This is a genomic window from Variovorax sp. W2I14 (genome assembly GCF_050435205.1).
GTDB classification, from domain to species: domain Bacteria; phylum Pseudomonadota; class Gammaproteobacteria; order Burkholderiales; family Burkholderiaceae_C; genus Variovorax; species Variovorax paradoxus_C.
Genome location: NZ_JBNDJX010000001.1, coordinates 1,528,075 through 1,548,834, shown reverse-complemented (window position 1 = coordinate 1,548,834; position 20,760 = coordinate 1,528,075). Strand labels below are relative to the sequence as shown.

The window sequence follows — 20,760 nt, the reverse complement described above, 5'->3', positions numbered from 1 at the left end:
TGAGTGGGTTCAGGCTGTGGCCGGCTCGTCCAACAGTTCTTCCTTGCGTGCAGTGAGCTTGTCGCGCATTCCGATCAGGTCCAGCTTCTGCGCCGCGCGCGCCTTTACGAAGATCTCATTGCGCTCTTCCTTCACGTGGTGGTAGATGTACTCGCCCAGCACCGTGACCTTGGCATCGAACATGTCGTCCACCTCGGCGGCACCCTGGATCTGAGCGATCAAGTCTTTCGCACTTGCGTGTTCGACCTCGGCTTTGTCGAGCAGGTCCGTGTCCTTGATGGCCTCTCGCAGCGCCGCACGCCTTGCCAAGTCCTCAGCGAGTTCCTCGTTCGCTTCCGGAGACGGCGAACCAGCGACACGCGCATGGGCCAACACGTCCGGTGAGCGCTTGAGCGGCGGCCACCAAGCGCCGCTCATGGCTCTGCTACTTCGTAGTGAAGTTCACCACGCCGTCGTCCGCAATCACGGTGGGCCAATCAGTCACGGTTTATCCGGAGATCTCGCTAGAGGTGATCGCGGAGGACGGCTTCGTCGATGTGTTGGCCGCTGGTTGCGATGCCGGCATTCGCTACGACGAGCGGCTCGAACAGGACCTGGTCGCGGTGCCGATCGGCCCGCGCGCGTGCAGCGTTTCGCGTTGGCCGCAGCGCCTTCGTACCTCGACCGCTGCGGCAGGCCCGAGCATCCGCGCGACCTGCTCGGCCACGCCTGCCTGCGCGGGCGCTTCGCCAGCGGGTCGATGCCCCCGTGGGACTTCGAACGCGATGGAGAAGACCTGCGCATCGATGTCTCTGGCCAACTGATCGTCCGGATCGGCTCGGCCGCCGATCTCTCGGTCGATGCGGCCATCGCCGGTGCCGGTGTGATCTACCTGTTCGAGGACTGGCTGCGGCCCCATTTCGACAGCGGTCCCCTCGAGCCGATCCTGGAGCCTTGGTGGCCGCGTTTCTCCGGCCCCTTTCTCTGCTACCCGGGCCGCCGGCTGCTGCCTGCGCTGTTGAGGGCGTTTGTGGATTTCGTACAGCGTGAGGGGCTGAGTCGCGGGTCGCCGTCTAGGCACCCGGGGCTGAACCATGGGACCCAGCCAAGTAAGCTGACGCGCAGCCACTTTGTGCTCACGTTGTTCCGGTATGCCGGAACAAATGCACCCGGCGGCATGGTTAGGCGAATTGTTTCGCCATCACGAAACTAATGGCGAGTTTTCGGCATTTGGCCTATAGTTCCGGAAACACGGAATAATATGGCCCGCACACTTCCTGAATTCCAGCAGAACCTGAGTCCAGCCGCGGCATCCCTCGAGCAGCTCGGCAAGCTCGTGCGAAATCGACGCGCTCAGTCGCGCATGCGCATCGACGACGCTGCGTCCCTCAGCGGAGTCTCCAGCGACTTGCTTTCGCGTTTGGAGAACGGCAAGCCGGTGACTGCGGACAAGCTCATGCTGGTGTTGGACAGCCTGGGCCTTCGGATGCTCATCGTGCCCAAGACCGCCATTCCTGTCCTCGAGGCAGCGCTTGACCCCTCCGCGGGCGAGGGGCGGTGATGGACCGGTACATCCTGGACGTCTACGCGGGAGCCGTGCGGGTCGGCACGCTCGGCTATGACCAGGCTCAGGATGCCTTCCACTTCGACTACGGCGCTGCTTGGCGGACGTTGCCAGGCCGGTACCCGCTCTCGCCCCATCTGCCCTTGGAGGGGAGCGCGTCGCCGCAGGCTATCCGCCGTTTCCTGGAGAACCTGCTCCCCGAAGGCGAGGCGCTTGCTGTGGCGGCCACCGATGCGCGCGTGGCGCGCAACAACGTCTTCGGGCTTTTGCGCCACCTCGGACATGAGACCGCTGGCGCGCTGAGCTTTGTCGCTGCCGGCCAAGAGCCGGCCGAGCAAGAGCCACTGCGCCGGCACCTGCCGCTCGAGGAGCTGCAGGCACGGATCGACAACCGCGCGAACGAGCCCTTCAACCGGTGGGACGGCAAAGTGCGCATGTCCATCGCGGGGCATCAAGACAAGCTTCTGGTGGCCGTCGAGGAAGACAGGCTGTTCCTGGTCGACGGGGTGCTGTCGTCCACGCACATCCTCAAACCAGAGCCTGTGCGTGAGGACGCAAGGTGCATGGTGGCCAACGAGCATTTCTGCATGCAATTGACCCATCGCATCAGCATGCGGCGCTGGAAGGCGCCTGGTGCCGCGCACGTGAGCATCCTGCGAGTGCCGTCGCCGGTCTTGAGCATCGAGCGATTCGACCGCCGCAAAACGCCGGACGGCGTCGAGCGGTTGCACGTCATCGACGGGTGCCAAGCGCTCGATCTGTCGGTGAATGCAAAGTACGAGCGCAACGTCGGGGACCAGCCGGAGGTGCGGCACATTCGCGATGGCGCCAGTTTCGAAAAGCTCGGCGCACTCCGGCCCGGGTTCGTCGAACCGGCGCTGGGCATGCAGCGCCTGGTCCTTTGGGCGGTCACGACCCTGCTGTTCGGCAACAGCGATTCGCATGGCAAGAACATCTCGTTCTTCGTCGACCGCACAGGGCTCACGCCCACGCCGCTGTATGACCTGGTGAGCGTCGTGCAATACGCGGCGTTCCATCACGACCTGGCGATGGCGTTCGGGGACGAGTTCGAGCTGAACGCAGTGCGCTCGTTCGCGCTTGCGGACTTCTGCATGCGCTTAGGCATCGACCGCAGGTACTTCGCACGCGAGCTGACGCGACTCTGTGAGTTCGCACTTCAAGAGGCGCCCGCGCAGGCGGCGGACGCTGCTTACACGGGAGAGGAAGTCGCCTTCGTGCGAGACCTCGCTCAGTTCGTGGCCCGACGGGCGCAGGCCTTGTTGGCCATGGCGCGCGATATCCCGAAATTCACCGCGGATCACTTCTAGTCGTCGGCGTCGCAAGACCAGAGCCGGAGCAGCCGCGCTTTGCAGCAATGCCATGGGCAGCGGCAGCCCCCGGAGCGAGGATGAACTGCAAGAACGGCAGACGACAGACCGCCGGCTTCGGATGAGAATGACCGCTGATTTCATCAGCGCACGATTTCAATGAACGACTATCTAGAAGCACGAATTCGCTCCGGCCAGGCATTGTCCGAATCGATGGGCAACTTCCACGTGACCGAGTGGTCGCCCGAGCGCAAGACGGTCCAGGCCGCCTTCACGGTAAGACGCGAGTACTGCCATACGAACGGCACCATCGCCCAGGGCGGATTCATCACCGCCTGGCTCGATGCCGCCATGGCCCATGCCGTGATGCACGACTCGGAGCAACAGCAGACCGTCTTCAGCCTCGAAATCAAGGTGAGCTTCTATGAAAAGGTCGGCCCGGGTGAGGGGCGGGTCGAAGGGCGGGTGGTCAAGCGTGGCAAGCGCATTGCGTTCCTAGAAGCTGCGCTCTACAACCCGGAGGGCAAGTTGGCCGCCGAGGCATCCTCGACCGGAATATTGGCAAGCCTCTAGTGCGTTGACGCCGGCCGCATGTTGCGTGAGATGGATCGGGCCTGCATGGGCGTCGCTCGCTCAGGTTGCACAGTTCGATCATGGCGGCGGAAGCACGCTTGACTTGCGGGGATGACATGCAAAATCGCTTGAAAGCTTTGCAGTCGCTTGCGAAGGGTTCGCCACTGGTTCTTTCCAATCATGGGGGGCTTAGCACCACAGCAATCACTGACAGATGCGCAGGGTAGTAGGCGTAGAAGACCCATCGACAGCGTCGCAACTGAATGTCCACGTACCGCGCGCCCAGGATCAAGGGCAGGGCGGCCAGCGCGAAAAAATTGCCGTTGACGATCGCGAGCGAGGCTGTCGCCAGGGCCCACAAGAGCATCCTGACGCCATCGGGACGGCGCGCGAACCCCCAGGCGCCGAGGCAGCAGAGCAGTGCGGGCCACCAGAACTCCACCAGCGCACCTCCGATGAGGAAGGCCATCAATGCCGCCGCGCGTGCCACCCCGCCGCCGCATTCGAAGAGCAACACGATCAAGGTCGCCAACCAAAGTGTCACGAGTATGTTCAACGGACACCAGCCGACGAGGCGAACGAAAGCGGGCGTCGCCAACAACGCGAAGACCGCCAGGCGCCTCAGGACGCGAAGATGCATGCCAGCTTCAAATGCGCCCGGCCGCGCCAGATTGGCCATGAGGACGAAGCCAAAGATCGGCATCACCATGCGTCCCAGTGCGTAGAGCGTAGGGCTCGCATCCTGCAGCAGGTACTTGTTGACGTGGTCGCCGGTCATCAGCACCAGTCCGACCCATTTGAGCGCCTCCAGGGAGCCGTCGGAGATCGACCAGGCCGGCGCGGGCGCTGTGGCCTTCGCCAGGGAGGACATTGACCCGCCCGCGCGCACGTGGGTGGTTTTTTCGGAACTGCTTCGCACCTTTGTTGGCCGGCTGTCGTCCGATGGTGCGGTCCCGCGGCGCCTAAACCCGCTCATGGCTGGGCGCTCCTCGGTCTCTGGCCGTGCGCTGGCGCACATGCACGGTTGCGGGATGCGGCCGGCGATCCGGCAGATGGAGCGAATGGCCTTGCGTCAACGCGTCAGCGATGCGTTCGCGGATCAGTTGCATCAGGCGCTGCTGTGCGTCCCGATCGCTGGTCACGCGCGCCGCGTACTGCTCGGCCAACGCCAGGCCGGCCGCCGCGGCGGCCAGTTGCGGATTCTGACGTTGGATCTCGGGTGACACCGTCTCGCCGCTTCGTATGCGGGTCGCGCGCTCCTCCATGGCGCGAAGGTAGTCCGGTGTGTCGATGCGCCAGACGGCACGTTGCGTGACGATTCTTTTCCCTCCGTCCAGCTCGCCCTGTGCATTGCGTTGCGCCACCAGGACTTTCACCGGGCGCGCGCCGCGCCTTGTGAGGACCACCTGGTCGCCGATGCGCGGGCGCGACGCGGATTGCGCGAGCGCGCGTTCGAGGTCCGAACCCCACACCGTGCGATCGCCGGTCTCGGTGCGGACCCTCACGTAGAAGGACATGCGCTGCGCCGGATCGAATTGGTAGGGTGCGGCGGCCGCCGCAACCAGCATCCCTTGAATGGTCGACCCGCGAGTAGTCCGCGGCGATCGATGGTCTCGCGGCAGTTCCGTCGAATCCGACGCGGCATCGTAAGCCGCGCCGGGGCCGCGTGCATCATCGCGCGCCGTCGCCGCCCGGCGTTCCTCCGGTGCTGTCCGGGTTGCAGGCGCCTGGGCGGCTCTCTTTTCACGCGGTGGTGGAGATTGGTTCGAGGCGCGCTGCATCTGAAGGATTTCCACCTCCGTCGGTTCGTAGCCTTGGACCTCGATGCCACGCAACGCGGCTTCGCGCCACATGCTTTGCCGGAAGCTCTCGGTACCCCTGACGGTGAGGGCCCGCCAGCCGCGCGCCTCGGCAATCGCCACCACGCTGTGCAGCACCTCGCGGTTTTCGGTCTGCACGCGGATGCGCGCGCCGTCGTCGATAAAGGCGAGGGTACGGTCCGGAAAGAAGTACCGGTTGTCGACGCGCAGGTAACGTCGTTCGATGGCATCGGGCACCCGGGGATGCCCGCGTCCCGCCTCCGGCGCGTCGCTCTGGACGGAGCCGGCCTCGTCGTGAGAGGCAGCGCGCGCGGTGCCGAACGGCGGCGGGCTTCCGGACGGTGGGTCTGTGGACATCGTGGCTCCTTTTGCATGCGTGCAGTCGTTCGGGGCGTCCTGATTCAGGCTTGAGTCGAGGACATCAATCCAGGATGCGCGCCATGAACTCGTCGGCAAGGCGCTTGAGGTCCTCCTCGCTGAGCTTCTCGGTGGGAATCTCCACGTCATCGAAGTCGAACGAGAAATCGTCCAGCTTCAGCTCATCGTCGAGTGCGTCGCCCGCCATGCTCGCCGCCGTTGTGTTCGCTGGTGACGGGCCACCGTCTTTCGGTGCGGCGCCGGTGATGAATTCGGAACGCATGCCGGCGGTGTCTTGCTCGTCATCGGTCACGGTCGGACAAACAGGCGCGAGGATGGCACCGCGCCTGGTCACGTCGAGCTTGGGCACCGGCGGCGGCGGGCGCTCCCGCGGGGCGAAGAACCGGTCGCGAAAGTACAGGACGCGATGCGCCAGCACAGGCCGCAGGCCTTCGTAGAAGAGAAGCATCCGGTCCGTCCCGAGCTCCTTGACCTCCTGCGGCAACAGCAGGCGGCGCGGCTGCTCGCTGATGCTCACCGTCGCCCCCTTGGCCGCACCGCCCCACATCGGGCGGCTCATGTTCTTCTGCCGGACGGTGCAGGTCCCCAACTCCCGGGAGATGGCCTCGGCGTCCTCGTACTCCTTGGGCGGAAACACGATGCGCGCGGCCAGCATCTTGCGGATCGACTTGGCGCCCTCGATGCCGTATTTCTCGACCAGCTGCGAGTGGGATTGCACGATGACCACGGTGCGCACGTTGTAGCCCGGCAGGAAGGCGGTGGAATCGGCGATGACCGGAATGCGCCCGAGCGCCGCGAACTCGTCGAGCATCAGCAGCAACTGGTGGCGAAGCTGCGCGTTGCTTTCGGGAAGCTCGCGCGTCTGCAGGCCGATCGCCTGCTGGAAGAAGAGATTGAGCAGCGGCTGCAGCCGGGCGATGTTGTCGGGATTGATCTGCACGTAGATCGAGATCGGGCGCTTGCGCAGGTCCCGCAGATCGAAGTCGTTGGCCGAGGTGGCCGCATCGATCATCGGGTTGAGCCACAGGTCCAGGCGGCTGGTAAAGGTCTTGCGGATGCTCGACGCCGTGGTCGGCGCCAGGTCGATCACGTCGTAGAGGCTCTGCACCGCCTCCTGCGAGAGGGGATAGCCGGCACGCTCGCAGGCATCGATCACGCGCTTCCAGTGCTTCTGGAAGCCCTCCGCATCGCTGGCCATGCCCTGGTGCAGCACCTCGCCGAGGGTGCGCGTGGCGCCCGGGGTCTCGAACAGGTACAGGGCGATGCCCAGGAACAGCGACCGAGCCGACGAACTCCAGAAGGGGTCGCCCGCCTGCGGATCGGGAAAGAGCATCGTGCCGATGCGCTGCAGGTCGTCGATGCAGCGGTAGGGCTGCTCGGACACGTAGCCCAGTGGATTCCAGCGTGCCGAGCACTCGCGCTCCGACAACGGATCGAACAGGTGCACCTCCTGCCCATGCGCCGCCCGAAAACCCGCCGTGCGCGTGAAGTTCTCGCCCTTGATGTCGCTGACGATGGCCGAGCCGGGCCAGTTCAGCAGATTGGGAATGACCACGCCGACGCCTTTGCCGCTGCGCGGCGGCGCCTCGAGCTCGACACCCTGCTGGCCGGGCAGCACCAGGTAGCGGTTGCCCAGGCGCCCGAGGATGATGCCGTGCTCCTGCAGCAGCCCGGCCCGTGCGATCTCGCGGCGGCTCGCGAACCGGGCCTCGCCGTGCAGCGGCCGGCGACGCGGCAGTATGGCGACGCCGACCAGGCCCAGCGCCAAACCCTGGGAACCCGCGAGCGATGCCAAGAGGGCGCGGCGCACGTCCGGCCGCTCGCCGTAGGCCTGCCAATAGGCGTGGAGCGTGAGCAGCGTGACTTGCTGCGGCGGCAGTTTCATCGCCATCAGGAACGCGTGGCCTGCGACGTAGACGCCGATGATCGCGGCCACCAGCATTGCGACGGCAATCCTGAAGGGGCTAGGCAAGCCTTCGGGTCTTGGTGCCAGGGTCATACCAGATCTCCCGCACGATGCGCCGCGGCCGGTCGTCCCTCCGCTCGCGCGCGCACTGCACGACGATGTCCACGCTCATCTGCGCCAGTTCCACCCCGTCGCGCGTGCTCATGCCTTGCCCCGCCTGGCTGCGCTTCATCAACTGCGCCAGTGCCACGAAGGCCATCGCCGCGCTGTCCGCATGCACGCTCGTGATCGAGCCGGGGTGGCCGGTGTTCACGGACACCAGGTAGTCGTAGACCTCTTCGCCAGTCCGCAACTCGGACACGAACACCCGGTCGGGGCGCTGGCGCTTGGCACCTGCGAGCAACTGGCCGGGCGTGACCTCCGCCTGTCCCTGGGAGCCCTGCGAGTAGAAGAGCCTCACATGGTTGGGCTGGTTGCGCAACGACAGTTCCTTCACGTCCTCGATCGTGATGAGGCGGTCCTCGGGCGGCACTTCGAGGATCAGCGCCTTGCCGACGGTCGTCTTGCCCGAGCCTGTGGCCCCGGACAACAGGATGTTCTTGCGCGACTGCACCGCGCGGCGCAGGAACGGCACGAACTCTCGGCGTGCGAGAAGCTCCGCCAGTTCCCGGTCCTCCGGCGCCAGGTTGTCCGGATCGGATGGCAGCACCGGGCAGCCGGGAGCGCTGCGCGTCGGCTCGAAGACGCACAGATCCGCCAGCTCTTCGAGGCTCCAGAGCGTGTGGGACGGACGCCGGATCGTGATCGAGACGGTCCGCTCCAGCGTCGCAGGCGGCAGCACGATCTGGATTCTTTCGCCGCCCGGGAGGGTGGCGGACAGGAGCGGCTCGTTGGCCGAGATCCGCTGGTGCGTGAAGTTGGCCACAAGCTTGGCGATGGCCATGCACCAGTCGAAGCTTGCGAACGGCAACTCCTCACGCAGCCAGCCCGACTGCCGCTCCACGAAAGCCACGCCAGGCTCGTTGATGCAGATCTCGGTGACCTCGGGATCCTCCAGCAGACGGCCGAGCGGACCGAGGAAGAGGACAAGCGAAGAGGGCGGTTCCGCGGCTGCCGCGGCAGACACAGGACTGGTCGCCGATCGCAGGTCGACGGTGGCGGCGCAGAGCGTGCGTTCAGGGAGTGGCTGGGTCGTTTCGAAGCGCATAGACGCTCCTGAAATCCACATCGCGAGCGACCAGGATCTGGATTCGCTCGCCCTGGTTCTTGATGACGGTCGGCGGAATCGACACCGTGCTGCGCAGCACCTCCGTCATCACGTCCCGGCTGCCCTGCGGGCCGAGCACCAAGCCGCCGCCGCTGCCGACCCGGTTGCCGCTTTGCGGCTGGGCGGCGATCGCCTGCATCGTGCCGTCGATCACCGAGATCAGGACCGCGGCACCGAAGCGATCCCAGAAGTGGGTATCGACAAAGCCGGGCAACCCGTTGCGTCCCAGTTCGTCGGTTCCCGGCGAGGCGAGCTGGACCACCACGCCGGTGGGCGTGCGGGCTTCGTTCCACAGGATGAAGACCCGGCCCTGTCCCTGCCGCGGCGTTCCGCGCTGCTCGCCCACGTACTTGGTGCCGCGCTCCAGCAGCACGACCTTGCCATCCGCCCCGTAGATGTCGCTCGCGCCGATGCAGGTGGTCATGCCCTCGTAGGTGGAGTCGATGGCGGTCTCCAGCGTGCAGTCGATGAACGCGCCCTTGGGCAGCAGCATGCGCCGTGTGGGCAGGGTCTGGGCGAGGACCGCCGGGGTCGGCGTCGGCCGGAGGCTGGCGCCAAGTTGACCGCCGCCGGTTCCGGCCGAGCCGGCGCCAGGCGGCTGCAGCGCGCCGAACAGCTGGGACATGCCTGGCACGCCGCCGGCGGGCAGCACCGCCGGATCGGTGAACGCGTGCGGTGTCGAATTGCCCGAGGGCTGGGCGGACTGCGCGCGCCGAAGCACCGGGGTGCCCAACTGCCGTTCCAGCGCGATCTGCTCGGGCGTCTTTTGCGGGGTGCCGGCATTGACGGCCGCGGCCTCTGGGGCAGGGGGCGTGCCGGCGATCGGCGGCGGCTCCGGCGGCGTTTTCGGGGGATCGATGCGGCCGAGCGGCGGTACCTTCATCTCGCCGCCGGCACGCGCCGAGGCCGCCTTTCTCGCGGCCTCTTCGGCTTCGCGGGTCTTGGCGTACTGGGTGTTGTAGTACCAGAACAGAAAGCCGCCGCCGAGCAGAACAATCACGGCCAGTGCCAGGAATCCGCTGATGCGCGACTGTACAGAGCGCTCGCGATTGACCGATGGAATGGCGCGTTCGCCTCGCACCGTGGTGCGCTCGTCGGCGTCGCGAGCCGCGGCCCCTCCGGTGGCTGCTTCAGTCCGTGCAGACAGAATCTCCCCGGTGCCGGGGTCGATCTCGGATGCATCGGAAGGCGTTGGCGGATCCATTCGGGCGCTGCGGCGCGTCTGGTCGATCCAGGTCACGGCCGCTCTCCTGTCGTGGTGCGGCGCACATCTTCGGCGCTCGTGTGGGTCGGGGTGCGCGTGCCGCCGCCGACGAACGACCGGTTGACCACGCAGCCGACCAGTCCACCGCGCCGCAGTACGAAGCTGCGCGCCACGCGGTGGATCACGACCTCATCCGCTTCGACGTTGAAGTTCAACAGCGACTCGGACCCATCGTCGTTGCGCACGAACATGGCGGGAAAGTCCGATTGCGCCTGGAAGCGCAGTCGCGTTTGCACGCCGTCGTCGTGGGCGCTCTCAGGCTTGAGCGATTCGCTGCCGCAGAACCAGTAGTCGGCATTGCGTGGGCGCTTGGAGGCCTCTTCGTTCATGCGCGCTTCGGTCCTGCGTCGTTCCTGATCCGCTGCCGCGGCGCGGGCCTCGTCCTCCGGGTAGGTGAAACGAATCGAATACACCATGCGCTTGGTCGCTGCGCCCGCGGGCGCGACGGACGACACGATGAAGTCGAAGTGGTAGGCCCGCCGGTTCGTGAGGAGGGTGAAGTTGGTCAAGGCGCGCGCTTCCTTGGGCTTGATGAAGAAGTGGTTGCGCTCGGCGCCGACATCGAAGGCGCCGTTGTCGCCCGCGCCAAGGTTCACGAACTCCTCGCCTTCGGCGAACTGCAGATGGATCTGGTAGCCCACATAGCCCTGCAGCGTGACGACGTCCTCGGGGTCGTAGGCAACCACACGCACTCGGGCATCGACCTTGCCCGCCGGCGGCACGGTCGCGCATCGGCCGAACGGCGCAGCCAGCGCCAGACTTGCCGCCAGCCCGATGGCAAGGCCAAACCTGTGGGGCACGCGCCACGGCGTCATCGCGCATCCTGCCTGCTCGGTGCAGTTCCACCGACCGGGGCGACCTCGGGCTCGCGGCGGTACTCCACGACGCGAAAGCCCAGTGGGTTGAGCGATCGCATCTTGTTGTCCGTCGATGGCGGGACATAAGCGAACTCGATCGTGGCGACCCAGTGGCTGGTCTGTTCGTCACCGGTGCCGCCTGTGCGCGTCGAGCGGGTGAAGCGCACCTGTGCCAGCTTGTCCTTCCCGCTGCCCAGCTTGAGAAAGGTGACTGATCGCACCTGAGCGCGGATGGACGTACCGTCCTTGTAGATGTTCAGAGGCGATACGGGATTTTCGATCGCCCACAGTGCGGTCCATTCCTGGTTGAGCCGAGGTGAGTTCTGTGAGGCGACCAGTTCGTAGTCCGCCTCCGCGGTGCCGTAGAAGTAGCGCTCGCGCGCGATCACGTAGTTCTGCAGCAGGTTGCGAGTCACGAGCGGCTCGATGTCGGTGGAGCCCTCGTAGGTGGGAACGATGTCGACGATCCCGCTGCTGCTGTCGACGCGGATGAGAACGGGAACGGGCTGCTTCAGCGGCGTGAGCCCGCCGACAGCGGCGACCGAAAGCACCGCGATCAATGTTGCCGCGGCGGCCACGGTCCAGGCGATCTTGCTGGATCGCTCCGCGCGTCGCGCGCGGTCGAGTTCCCAGCTCTGGGCCTCGTTCATGTAGTTTTCAAGGGCGGCGTTCCGGTGCATGAACCGCTCCTGATTCGGAAACGCCATTCGGGATGTTGATCGGTGTGAGCGGACCTTCGCAATCCGGCGGCGTGGGCGGGCGAGTGCCGCATGCCGCCAGCAGAAGAACAAGCGAATAAAGGATCGTCGAAAGCTTCATCTGTACGCCCTCCGCTAGCGATGACGCGACAGGCCCGGCATGACCTGTTCTCTTGGAAGCACGGTGCCGCCGCGACGCGTGGCGCCGACACTAGCCATCGAAGCCAGGCCGGCACCAATGCGATTGCCTGCCAAGCGGCGAAACGAATCCCAGCGACTGCGAGGCTCCCGCCGTAGGCCGTCAAGCACGCCGCGACCGAATTCGTAGCTGGTGCGCTTGGCCCCGCCGAGTCCCCAGCGAAGCGCACCGCTGACGACTCCATAGGTGCTCAGCGCTACTCCACTAGGGAAGGTCTGATCAAGAGCACGTTTCTTGCATGAAGGACTGAACCCTGCAAAGGAGCACGAGCGATGAGTCAGATCAGTTTTTCGGATGCCGAGCAAGCAGGCAAGAGGAAGAAGACAAGGCGCGAAGTCTTCCTTGCCGAGATGGAACTGGTGGTGCCTTGGAAGGCGCTGCTCAAAGTCATCGAACCCCACTATCCAGTGGCAGGCCGAGGCCGTCGCCCCTACCCGCTGCAAGCCATGCTGCGTGTGCACCTGATGCAGAACTGGTTCGCCCTGAGCGACCCGGCGATGGAAGAAGCCTTGTACGAGATCGCCTCGCTGCGCACGTTCGCCGGACTTGGTCTGGAGGCGATCCCCGACGAGACGACCATCCTGAACTTCCGCCACTTGCTGGAAGCCAGCGATCTGGCTGAAGACATCTTCAAGCAGGTCAACGCCCATCTGGCCAGGAAGGGACTGCTCTTGAAGCGCGGCTCTATCGTGGACGCCACGATCATCGCGGCGCCCAGTTCCACCAAGAACGAGAGCGGCGAGCGAGACCCTGAGATGCACCAGACGAAGAAGGGCAACCAGTGGCACTTCGGGATGAAGGCGCACATCGGTGTGGATGCGGACTCGGGGCTGGTGCACACGGTGACGACCACCGCGGCCAACGAAGCGGACGTGGAGCAGGTGGATGATCTGCTGCACGGCAAAGAGGACACGGTGTGGGCAGACTCTGGCTATCGCGGAGCACAGAGCCGAGTCAAGCGGGATGTGCAGTGGCACATTGCGGGCAGGCCCAGCGACATGGCGAAGATGCCCGAGGGCCGAGCCAAGGCCAGAGCACGCAAGCAGGAATACCAGAAGGCCAGCATCCGGGCGAAGGTGGAGCACCCGTTTCGGGTGATCAAGCGGCAGTTCGGCCTGGCGAAGGTGAGGTTCAAGGGACTGGCCAAGAACACGGCGCATGTGATCACGCTGTTTGCGCTGTCGAACCTGTGGATGGCCAGGAAGAAACTGATTGCGATGATGGGACAGGTGCGCCCGCAGGCAGCGTGAAGGGAGCAAAGAGGCCTTCAAACACGTGGGATGCCCGGCGCGATGAGCCCGCAAGCGCGGCGGCACAACACGCACACTCGTCATCAAGCCAATTTACGACTTGATCAGACATTCCCTAGCAAGCCCTGCCGCAATTGACATGACTTGGCGCATGACAAGAAAAACAAGGGCTGACGCAACGCAGACCCGCACACTAGCAGCGATCGTTATTTCAGCGCCCGATGCCGCCGCGCCGGCAGCGTACGCCTTGACGATGTTGAGAAGAAGCGCCGCAGCTAGCAGCGTGAGAACCTCGACGAGCGCGTAGTTCGCTAGTTGAGCAGTCCAGGATTCAAAAAATCGCTTGGTTGCATCGAAGAAAAGCAGGACGATGAAAATCGGTCCGAGGGCCAACAGGATCGCAATAGCAATCTTCGAAAGTCCAAGCAAGAAAGCAGTAACAACAACGGTCAGACCAACTAGCAGATAGACCAAGAACCCTGCGACATAGAAGGCAAAGTCACTATCAAGCACGCTCCCTTTTCTTAGCAGTTGTTCGGCCACTGCCGTGCCATCGAACCAAACTTGGTCAATGACATTAACAATAGTGGGTGCACCTATGATCGATGCGGCTAGCTGCTCAGGCCCTCGATAGAAACTATCCGTAAGGACTTGGTTATAAGTCCATAGCCGAAGTCCTATCCCGAGAATGATTGCGAGAGTGAAAATTCGTTTGACTCCCTCCCAGATCGGTTCCTGGATACGCCCGGAAAGGCTGAGGTAACCCCAAATCATCACGTAGATGGTTGCGAGCGTCACTGCGGCAGGCTCAATCGCGGAAGCAACCCTCGCCGAGTGCGTGCCGATATAGCCGGCAAGCTGCCCGTCAAGCCAAGAAAAGAATTGAGCAAAGAACCCCATGATCACTTGCCTATTGAGCGGTCCCTTGCGGAATCGGAAGTGCTGGCAAATCGCGCGTGCTGCCGATGCCTTCGAGTTTTCGCCGGTTCAAACTGCGTTTCGATTCCTCAGGGGGTGAGTTATCAGGGATGGGTGTTCGTGCTACCTCACACTGCACGTCTTTCACGAGCCCATGTCGTATTAACAGGTAGGACCCGCCTCCTGCCGCGGCGACAGTCATGATCACAGGCAGTACCCAGTTTCTCGGTTGCATGGAGGCTTCGCACCTAGTAGGTCACAGTCGGAAGCGATCTAGTCGAGCCAACTCCCGACGCGGCTTGTTCTCGTGAACGTTGTTGACGCATGAGTTCCTCAGAATGAGCGACTTGATAAAGGCTCTGCAGCTTCGTCTGCTCATTGGTGAGCATGTTCTGCTCGGCCTGGATCCTCGCCTGCAGGTCCTGGATCGCCTTGGGGTCCTGTGCGGAAGCGATACGACTGATCAGCAGTTGCAGCGCCGAGAAACGCTGGCTGGTGTTCTGGTACGCGCTCTGGGTCATGCCGTTGAGCAGTGCCGCCGATTGCCGTCCTTGCTCCACGATCTGACGCAACTCCGGACTGAGCGCCTCCATCTGCGTTCCTGAGAGGATGCTGTTGGCTTTCATGATTGACTGCACTTGGTTGGCCAGCCCCGCATAGCCGGCCGAACTGCCGTTGAGCGTGTTCATCAGCTCGCCATGACTGGGCGGCAGGTAGTTGCGCGCGAGTTCCGAGGTGGGCAGCACCTGCTCCATGCCCCGACTCCCTGTCATCGCGTTGTGGGTCTGGGTCAACTGGTCCTTGGATTCCTTCAGTTGGTCGTATTGCTTCTGCATCCCGGAGATCTGCTGCTGCCAGTACATGACCTGCTGAATCAGGTTGGCGACGGCGGTGACGTCGATCACCGGAATACCGGCTTTCGCGTGCAGCGGTGCGAGCGAAGCCACCGCGAAGAGGAGGGCAGCAAGGAACCTACGCATGGGATTTCTCCTGGTGTGAGCGCGAACGGGAAGGGTGGTCAGCCAGCGCCTTGCGGAAAGGCGGCAGCCATTGGCCGGGATCGGGTCCGAAGGTCGCGATGCACTCGCGCATGAGGCGGACGTTGCTGGTGCGCCCGGAAATCACGTCCAAGGCGTCATCGAAGCCGTGGAGATCGAGCTGCGCGACCACGCTGACATGGTTCTGCTTGATGAGGAATTGCCGGGAGCCGGGCTCGAGTTCCTGCTTGATGAGTGCGAACTCCCGGTCCGTCAGGTTGAAGCCCTGGGTGTATTCGTCGTAGTCCGCCTCCGGATTGGGGAACAGGATCTTCGTGGGCGTCTGCTCGACGATCGCGCGGGCGATGCCGGAATCGAGCACATGGCTGGTGCTCTGGGTGAAGGTGGCGATGTTCGCGTTTTTCTTGCGCCAAGTCTCCAGGCCGTTCTTGGCGAACTTCGCGAAGGCGGGGTCGTTCAGGAGCTTGGCGAATTCGTCCATCCAGCACACGAGCGGGCGTCCATCCACCATCCGGTTGACCAGATGAAAGAGGTACATGGTCAGCGGCGCGCGCACGACCTCGTTGTCGAGGAAGTCGGTCACATCGAACCCGACAAGGGCGTGCCGGGCCAGCAGCGGAGCCACGTCGTCGCGATCGTTGTCGAAGACCCAGGCATAGTCGCCGCGCTCCGAGGCACACCATCTGCGAAGGCGTGCGTGCATGCCTTCAGGATCGGTGATGTCGAGGAAGGCGGACAGGCGGGACAGGCGCCTGAAGGGTGGATCGAGCTTCAGGGTGCCATGCAGCGCCTGATCGAGATCGTCTTCCTGACGGACGCTCAAGATGTCGTTTGGCGAGCGCATGACGACGCGCCTGAGCCACTGCCGCATGAACTCGACGTTGTCGGCGACCGCATCGTCGAGCTGCAGCGGATTGCAGCCGGTCGGCACACCGTTCTTGAGCGGGAGGTACCGTCCGCCCAGTGCCCGCACCAGAATGTGCAGTCCTTCGTCCTTGTCGAAGATGACCTGCGTGGCGTCGAGGCGATTGCAGATCGCCACCATGCAGAAGCCCAGCAGCGTGGTCTTGCCGGTGCCGACCGGCCCGACTCCGGTGATGTGTCCGACGTCGCGGCGGCTGCCGCCGTCCGGACTGTGCGGGTCGCTCGCATGCAGCGAGAAGTGGTAGGGCGAGCCGGCACGCGTCATGAACATGGCCAGCGCATCGCCCCAGTAGTTGCCCGTGGCGCGGCCGGTCGGGAAATTGTGGAAGGGCGACATCGCGGCGAAGTTGCGGCTGGTCACGGGCGCTTTGCGGCTGCGGTAGCCGAAGTTTCCCGGCAACTGCGCCCAGAACGCGGCCTCCAGCGCGAGGTCCTCGCGCGCCACCACCATTCCCGCGTCGCCCAGCAGGTAGCGGGCGCGGGCCACGTTGTCGTTGAGCTGCTTGAGGCGGGCTGGCCTTCGGCCTCGCCGAGGCCGTCGTAGGTGTCGGCCAGCACGTGCAGGCTGAAGTGGTGGTCGCCCATCACGAAGCGATTGCTCATCAGGTCGTCCAGCGCGTCCCTGAGCTCCTCGGCCTGGGAGACCGCCAGGTCGCCCGCGGACGCCATCCGGTGATGCTGGCGGCTCATCATGTCGGTGGCCGTGCTCTTGGTCAGGAATGTGAAGCTTTGCGTGAGAACGAAGGGGAAGGGCGCGGTGAGCAAGGCGCTGAACATGCCCGGCGCCGTGGGCGTGGGGTACTCCTTGATGCCGAGGAAGGCCCCGATCCGCGTCTGGGTGCCCGTGCGGTATTCCATGGCCTCGTTGCCGAAGAAGGGCCGGGTGGTGGCCAAGACCTCGTTCAGGGGCGCGCGCGGCAGCGGCATGCGCTGCCATTCCCCGTTGACCAGCAGGCCGTGGAATTCCATCAGGGAGGAGAACAGCACCTCCTCTTCGTGCAGCCGATAGACGCCCAGGGCTTCGGGGTCGTAGCGCTCCAGGGCCACGATCAGCTCCTGGCGCAGCTTGCCGCAGGCATCGAGGGCATCGCGCAGTTCTGCCTGCGCACCTTCCGGGTCCGCGCGATTGAAGAGCCGCAGCGCGGCGTTGCCGATGCGGGTCGGCTGCGGTCGGTAGACGACCGACAGGTAGAGCTCGTTGACCATCAGCCGCTCGCCGGCCATTTTCCGGCGGTATCGCTGTTCGATTTCATCGGCGAAGCCGGGGACCGTCCGCCCGGCCGGATAGCCTGTCTCGCGACGCCGGATCACGTGGGTCCACAGGGCCAGGTTGGGCGAGGCGATGTTGCGCAGCAGGACGTTGAGGCGCTCGTGCCAGCTGTTGATGTCATCGTCGTCCGCGCTTTCGAAGCTCGTGCCGGCCAAGCGCAGCGTCTGCACATAGTCGCCTGCGCGCGTCCGCGCCACATGCTCGTCCACATGCGACGACAGCGGGATCATGGTTGCCGCGCCTGCCTCGCGGCGCAGCGTGTGCTCGGAGCGTGACAGCAACTTCATGGCGATCCCGGGTCAGACCACCGCTACGGGCGGCATCCGCATGCGGCGACGTCCCCGCCAATCAGGCATGTCCAGCGCCAGTGGGCTGTAAGAGTTCGCACGCCAGAGCCGCAGGTTGCCGCCGAGCATGGCGGGCAGGCGCGTGCGGCCCCACAGCTGCAGCAGGTCGAAGAAGCGCGGCTCGTACAGGCAGACCAGGTAGAGCACTCCGTGGATCGGCACGAAGGCCAGCAGCCATGCAAGGCTCTTGGTCACGATGAACGACTCGGTTGTGACGACGATGTTGAACATCATGGCCGAGTAGGTGACGCCCCAGACCATCGACGGTCGTGTCATGCCGAACAGAGGATCTGCGGCGATGCCTTGGTTGCGACTCACGGTTCGCTCTCCCTCACACCCCGAACAGGCCCCGGATCCAGGAGACGATCTGGGGGCCGCCGAAGACCAGCACAGTGCCGATCACGACGGCGACCATCCACCACCAGCTCAGGCGGCCGAACCAGGCCATGGCGCCGGAGACCATCACGGCGACGGCCGCCAGCGGCGTCAGGATGGCGACGAGTTGTTGCTGGGTCGCGTTGGCGCCGGTGGCAAACGGGCTGCCGGCCCAGGCGACGCCCGCAGGGGCGACGGCGAGCAGGGCGATGAGCAGGCATCCGCTCCATCGGAGTTGGATGCTGAGGCGCGCTGCGGGCCGGTTGTGGTGGATCGAGCATGCGGTCATGGCGAGACTCCAGTGGCCGAGGAAGATCCCGCGGGCACTTGCCCGGACGGGGGCGCGAGAGAAACCGAAGCCGACGGGTCCATGCGCCGGCTGCCGCCGTAGACGTCCCACCATGGCGTCGACGCCGCGTGCTTGCCGGCGGGTGAAGGGGCTTTCGTGGACTGCGCGGCCATGGCTTCGACCACCGCGGTCTGGGTGGAGGTACGCGAGGCGGCCGCGATCTCTCGCCGGAGGGCCGCGATGTCGCCGAGCGTGCGAACGCGCTGCGTCTCGGCTTCGGTCGCTGCCTGCGTATCGGATGCGGCGAGCCGCTCGGTCTTGCGGCGCACGAGATCTTCCAATTGCGCTTGCGACTTCCTGAGCTCTTCGCGAAGGATTGCGATGCGATCGTGGTCGCGCGCCGCCTGCTGCTGGGGACCGACGAGTTGGGATGCGGCGGGCTGGGCCTGCGCCCACGAGACGCAGGCGTGCGTCATCAAGCCAGCGACAACAAGCACGGGAAGCCTGGCCGCGTGTCGGCCTTTGTCGCTCGCCTGCCTGCGTTGAACATCGGGTGCTTGCATGGGGCGCAATGTCCGCCTCCGCGCATGCGTGTGTCGACTATCGTTTTTGACAGTGGCATCGCAAAGCGCGAGGGGGCGATATTCGTGAGCGACGCGGCGTGGCGATCCACCGGACCAACGAGGCAGGGTCCCCGTGCGTTGGGACAGCCCTGCCGCATGTCTCAGTGGCGTTCGCAGCGCGCCGCATGGACGTAGAGGTCCCGCGCATCTTTCGCCGAGACCTGAGGAGCAAGTCATGGGCAACGTGGTCATCTTCGGCAACCAGAAAGGCGGCGTCGGCAAGTCGACCCTGGCGGTGCTGTACGCCTGCTGGCTGGCCGATGTGCGACGCCACTCGGTGTGCCTGATCGATCTCGACGCGCAGGCGAACAGCTCGAAATCGCTGCGCAGCGCCTCGGCAATCGCCGAGGCGGTGGAACTTTTCGGGGGGGACATGGGCCCAATCATCCCGGCCTGCCCGCAGACCATTTCCCTCGCGCCGGGCGGCAAGAAGCTGGCCGACGTCGAACTCGCGAGGGCGGAAGTCGTGATCCCCACATTTCGCAGGAACGTGATTCGCCTGGCGCAGGAATTCGACGCGGTCGTGATCGACACGCCGCCGGCACTGGGCTTGCGCATGAGCGCGGCGCTGATCGCTGGCCATGCCGTGGCCTGCCCGATCGAGCTGGAGGAGTACAGCATCGATGGCGTCGCCGACATGCTCAAAACCATCTTCGGCGTCAGACGGCAATACAACCCGCAACTGCGGCTGGCGGCCATCCTCTTGAACCGGTTCAATCCGCATTCGCTGCGGCAGAAGGCCGCGATGCAAGATCTGGCGTTGAACTTCCGTGAGTTTGTGATACCGGCACGGATCTCCACCCGCTCGGCTATTCCCGAGGCGCTGGCCGCGGGCGTGCCGGTGTGGCGATTGCCCAAGAGTGCGGCACGCGAGGCGAGCCTCGAGGTGATGCGGGTGTTCGAGTTGCTGCAGCAACGCATCGACGCCTCGAAGGAGCCCGTGCCTGCGCAAGAGCAGCCATGAATGCGACCGACGGGCTGGACCTGAGTGTGCTGTCGCAGTTCAGGGCGGCCGATCTGCTCACGGGCGAAGCGGCCGCCCCGGGCGCGGGCACACCGATGCAGGTGGCGCTCCACCGCATCGACTTCGACCCTCGCCAGCCGCGCCGTCGCATCCGGAGTGAACGCATCGAGGAACTTGCCGCATCGATCCGAGAGCACGGCGTGCTGGAGCCGGTATCGTTGCGACGTCATCCCGAACATGAGGACCGGTACATCGTCAACCGCGGTGAACGCAGGGTGCGCGCCGCGCGCCAGGCAGGGCTCGCCACAGTCCCGGCATTCGTGGACGAGCGGGTCGACCCGTTCGCCCAAGCCGCGGAGAACCTGCACCGCGAGGACATGTCGCCATTCGACCTGGCTTCCTTCATCACCGATCGGGAAAAGGAAGGCCACTCCCGCGCCGAGATCGCGCGACGCTTGGGCAAGCCGCGTTCATTCATCACCGAGGCCGCTCGGCTCAGCGACGCACCGCTGCAATTGCGGCAGGCGGTGGAGGCGGGGAGGGTCGGCGAGGACGTGCGATTGCTCTACGAGCTGGTGGCCATGGCCAGCGATCGCCCGCACGAGCTTGAGGAGCTGCTCGCGCGGGGCGGGCCGATCGGGCGTGCGCAGACAAGACATCGCCCGCCATCGCCCCAGTCGGTCCGTGACTCAGCGCCAGCGGCGCCCGGGAACGGGCTCTCCCGGGTCATCAGCGCCGGTCGCACGGTGCTTGTGGTGGAGCATGGTGGAAGGCGCGGGTCGCTGCGCATCAAGGCGAAGGACGGCAACGTCGGGGAGGTCCGCTTCGGCGACGGCACGCGTGCTTTACTGCCGCTGGCGGACTTGCGGCTGGTGTGCTGGGCCACGGAAGACTAGCGATGCGGCTGTCGGTCGACGAGTCATCGGCACCCGACGTGCGGACGCGTCGCGGCGGGCGGTCTGGCAACGG

The 20,760-nt window shown here is 65.2% G+C and carries 21 protein-coding genes and 1 pseudogene; 7 read left to right on the top strand and 15 right to left on the bottom strand.

What is annotated here, in order from left to right; genetic code table 11:
- Positions 1 to 9 precede the first annotated feature (9 nt).
- The gene (locus QF040_RS07285; protein ID WP_429610471.1) at positions 10 to 417 is read right to left on the bottom strand and encodes a hemerythrin domain-containing protein; all 408 of its coding nucleotides are present in this window, start codon (positions 415 to 417) and stop codon (positions 10 to 12) included.
- A 71-nt stretch (positions 418 to 488) separates the two neighbouring features.
- On the opposite strand from QF040_RS07285, the pseudogene QF040_RS07280 reads away from it, so the two are divergent.
- The 4 genes and pseudogenes from QF040_RS07280 to QF040_RS07265 all read left to right on the top strand — a co-directional run.
- Positions 489 to 1,024 (top strand): annotated as a pseudogene (locus tag QF040_RS07280) (LysR substrate-binding domain-containing protein); the annotation flags it as partial.
- A gap of 216 nt (positions 1,025 to 1,240) precedes the next feature.
- On the top strand, positions 1,241 to 1,540 hold the full coding sequence (locus QF040_RS07275; RefSeq protein ID WP_429610470.1) for a helix-turn-helix domain-containing protein: 300 nt from the start codon (positions 1,241 to 1,243) through the stop codon (positions 1,538 to 1,540).
- Complete coding sequence (locus QF040_RS07270; protein WP_429610469.1) at positions 1,540 to 2,871, top strand: HipA domain-containing protein; 1,332 nt, start codon at positions 1,540 to 1,542, stop codon at positions 2,869 to 2,871. The genes QF040_RS07275 and QF040_RS07270 overlap by 1 nt, the downstream gene beginning before the upstream one ends.
- Positions 2,872 to 3,030: 159 nt before the next feature.
- Entirely contained in the window at positions 3,031 to 3,444 is a 414-nt protein-coding gene (locus QF040_RS07265) for a PaaI family thioesterase (RefSeq protein WP_429610468.1), read from the top strand.
- 178 nt (positions 3,445 to 3,622) lie between these two features.
- Here QF040_RS07265 and QF040_RS07260 read toward each other — a convergent pair whose 3' ends face one another.
- The 7 genes from QF040_RS07260 to QF040_RS07230 all read right to left on the bottom strand — a co-directional run bounded on the left by QF040_RS07260 (position 3,623) and on the right by QF040_RS07230 (position 11,616).
- Positions 3,623 to 4,315: a TraX family protein gene (locus QF040_RS07260; protein ID WP_429610467.1), complete on the bottom strand. Its 693-nt coding sequence runs from the start codon at positions 4,313 to 4,315 to the stop codon at positions 3,623 to 3,625.
- Between the two features lie 91 nt (positions 4,316 to 4,406).
- A complete protein-coding gene (locus QF040_RS07255; protein ID WP_429610466.1) occupies positions 4,407 to 5,621 on the bottom strand; it encodes an LPD7 domain-containing protein in 1,215 nt (404 codons plus the stop codon).
- A 64-nt stretch (positions 5,622 to 5,685) separates the two neighbouring features.
- The gene (locus tag QF040_RS07250) at positions 5,686 to 7,641 is read right to left on the bottom strand and encodes a type IV secretory system conjugative DNA transfer family protein (protein ID WP_429610465.1); all 1,956 of its coding nucleotides are present in this window, start codon (positions 7,639 to 7,641) and stop codon (positions 5,686 to 5,688) included.
- Positions 7,607 to 8,755 (bottom strand): P-type DNA transfer ATPase VirB11, encoded by a 1,149-nt coding sequence (virB11, locus tag QF040_RS07245; protein WP_429610464.1) that lies wholly within the window; start codon positions 8,753 to 8,755, stop codon positions 7,607 to 7,609. Before virB11 ends, QF040_RS07250 begins: the two co-directional genes overlap by 35 nt.
- Positions 8,724 to 10,055, bottom strand: coding sequence for a type IV secretion system protein VirB10 (gene virB10 / locus QF040_RS07240; RefSeq protein ID WP_429610463.1), 1,332 nt, complete (start codon positions 10,053 to 10,055; stop codon positions 8,724 to 8,726). Before virB10 ends, virB11 begins: the two co-directional genes overlap by 32 nt.
- Positions 10,052 to 10,879 carry a TrbG/VirB9 family P-type conjugative transfer protein gene (locus tag QF040_RS07235; RefSeq protein ID WP_429610462.1) on the bottom strand — a complete coding sequence of 276 codons (828 nt, stop codon included), beginning with the start codon at positions 10,877 to 10,879 and terminating at the stop codon, positions 10,052 to 10,054. The genes virB10 and QF040_RS07235 overlap by 4 nt, the downstream gene beginning before the upstream one ends.
- Before the next feature lie 11 nt (positions 10,880 to 10,890).
- Complete coding sequence (locus QF040_RS07230; protein ID WP_429610461.1) at positions 10,891 to 11,616, bottom strand: virB8 family protein; 726 nt, start codon at positions 11,614 to 11,616, stop codon at positions 10,891 to 10,893.
- 489 nt (positions 11,617 to 12,105) lie between these two features.
- On the opposite strand from QF040_RS07230, the gene QF040_RS07225 reads away from it, so the two are divergent.
- Positions 12,106 to 13,083, top strand: a complete 978-nt coding sequence (locus QF040_RS07225; protein WP_007830058.1) for an IS5 family transposase — start codon at positions 12,106 to 12,108, stop codon at positions 13,081 to 13,083.
- A gap of 93 nt (positions 13,084 to 13,176) precedes the next feature.
- On the opposite strand, the gene QF040_RS07220 is transcribed toward QF040_RS07225, so the two are convergent.
- From QF040_RS07220 to QF040_RS07190, 7 genes are all read right to left on the bottom strand, one after another.
- Positions 13,177 to 13,983, bottom strand: coding sequence for a type IV secretion system protein (locus QF040_RS07220; protein ID WP_429610460.1), 807 nt, complete (start codon positions 13,981 to 13,983; stop codon positions 13,177 to 13,179).
- A gap of 266 nt (positions 13,984 to 14,249) precedes the next feature.
- The gene (locus tag QF040_RS07215; RefSeq protein ID WP_429610459.1) at positions 14,250 to 14,981 is read right to left on the bottom strand and encodes a type IV secretion system protein; all 732 of its coding nucleotides are present in this window, start codon (positions 14,979 to 14,981) and stop codon (positions 14,250 to 14,252) included.
- Positions 14,974 to 16,374, bottom strand: coding sequence for a hypothetical protein (locus QF040_RS07210; protein ID WP_429614626.1), 1,401 nt, complete (start codon positions 16,372 to 16,374; stop codon positions 14,974 to 14,976). The genes QF040_RS07215 and QF040_RS07210 overlap by 8 nt, the downstream gene beginning before the upstream one ends.
- Positions 16,281 to 17,480, bottom strand: coding sequence for a hypothetical protein (locus QF040_RS07205; protein ID WP_429610458.1), 1,200 nt, complete (start codon positions 17,478 to 17,480; stop codon positions 16,281 to 16,283). The genes QF040_RS07210 and QF040_RS07205 overlap by 94 nt, the downstream gene beginning before the upstream one ends.
- Positions 17,481 to 17,492: 12 nt before the next feature.
- A complete protein-coding gene (locus QF040_RS07200) occupies positions 17,493 to 17,858 on the bottom strand; it encodes a type IV secretion system protein VirB3 (protein ID WP_429610457.1) in 366 nt (121 codons plus the stop codon).
- A 13-nt stretch (positions 17,859 to 17,871) separates the two neighbouring features.
- Complete coding sequence (locus QF040_RS07195) at positions 17,872 to 18,204, bottom strand: TrbC/VirB2 family protein (protein WP_429610456.1); 333 nt, start codon at positions 18,202 to 18,204, stop codon at positions 17,872 to 17,874.
- A complete protein-coding gene (locus QF040_RS07190) occupies positions 18,201 to 18,767 on the bottom strand; it encodes a hypothetical protein (RefSeq protein WP_429610455.1) in 567 nt (188 codons plus the stop codon). The genes QF040_RS07195 and QF040_RS07190 overlap by 4 nt, the downstream gene beginning before the upstream one ends.
- Before the next feature lie 235 nt (positions 18,768 to 19,002).
- Here QF040_RS07190 and QF040_RS07185 point away from each other — a divergent pair, with 235 nt between their 5' ends.
- Positions 19,003 to 19,791: a ParA family protein gene (locus QF040_RS07185; RefSeq protein ID WP_429610454.1), complete on the top strand. Its 789-nt coding sequence runs from the start codon at positions 19,003 to 19,005 to the stop codon at positions 19,789 to 19,791.
- Complete coding sequence (locus tag QF040_RS07180; protein WP_429610453.1) at positions 19,788 to 20,687, top strand: ParB/RepB/Spo0J family partition protein; 900 nt, start codon at positions 19,788 to 19,790, stop codon at positions 20,685 to 20,687. The genes QF040_RS07185 and QF040_RS07180 overlap by 4 nt, the downstream gene beginning before the upstream one ends.
- The last annotated feature ends 73 nt before the right edge of the window (positions 20,688 to 20,760 follow it).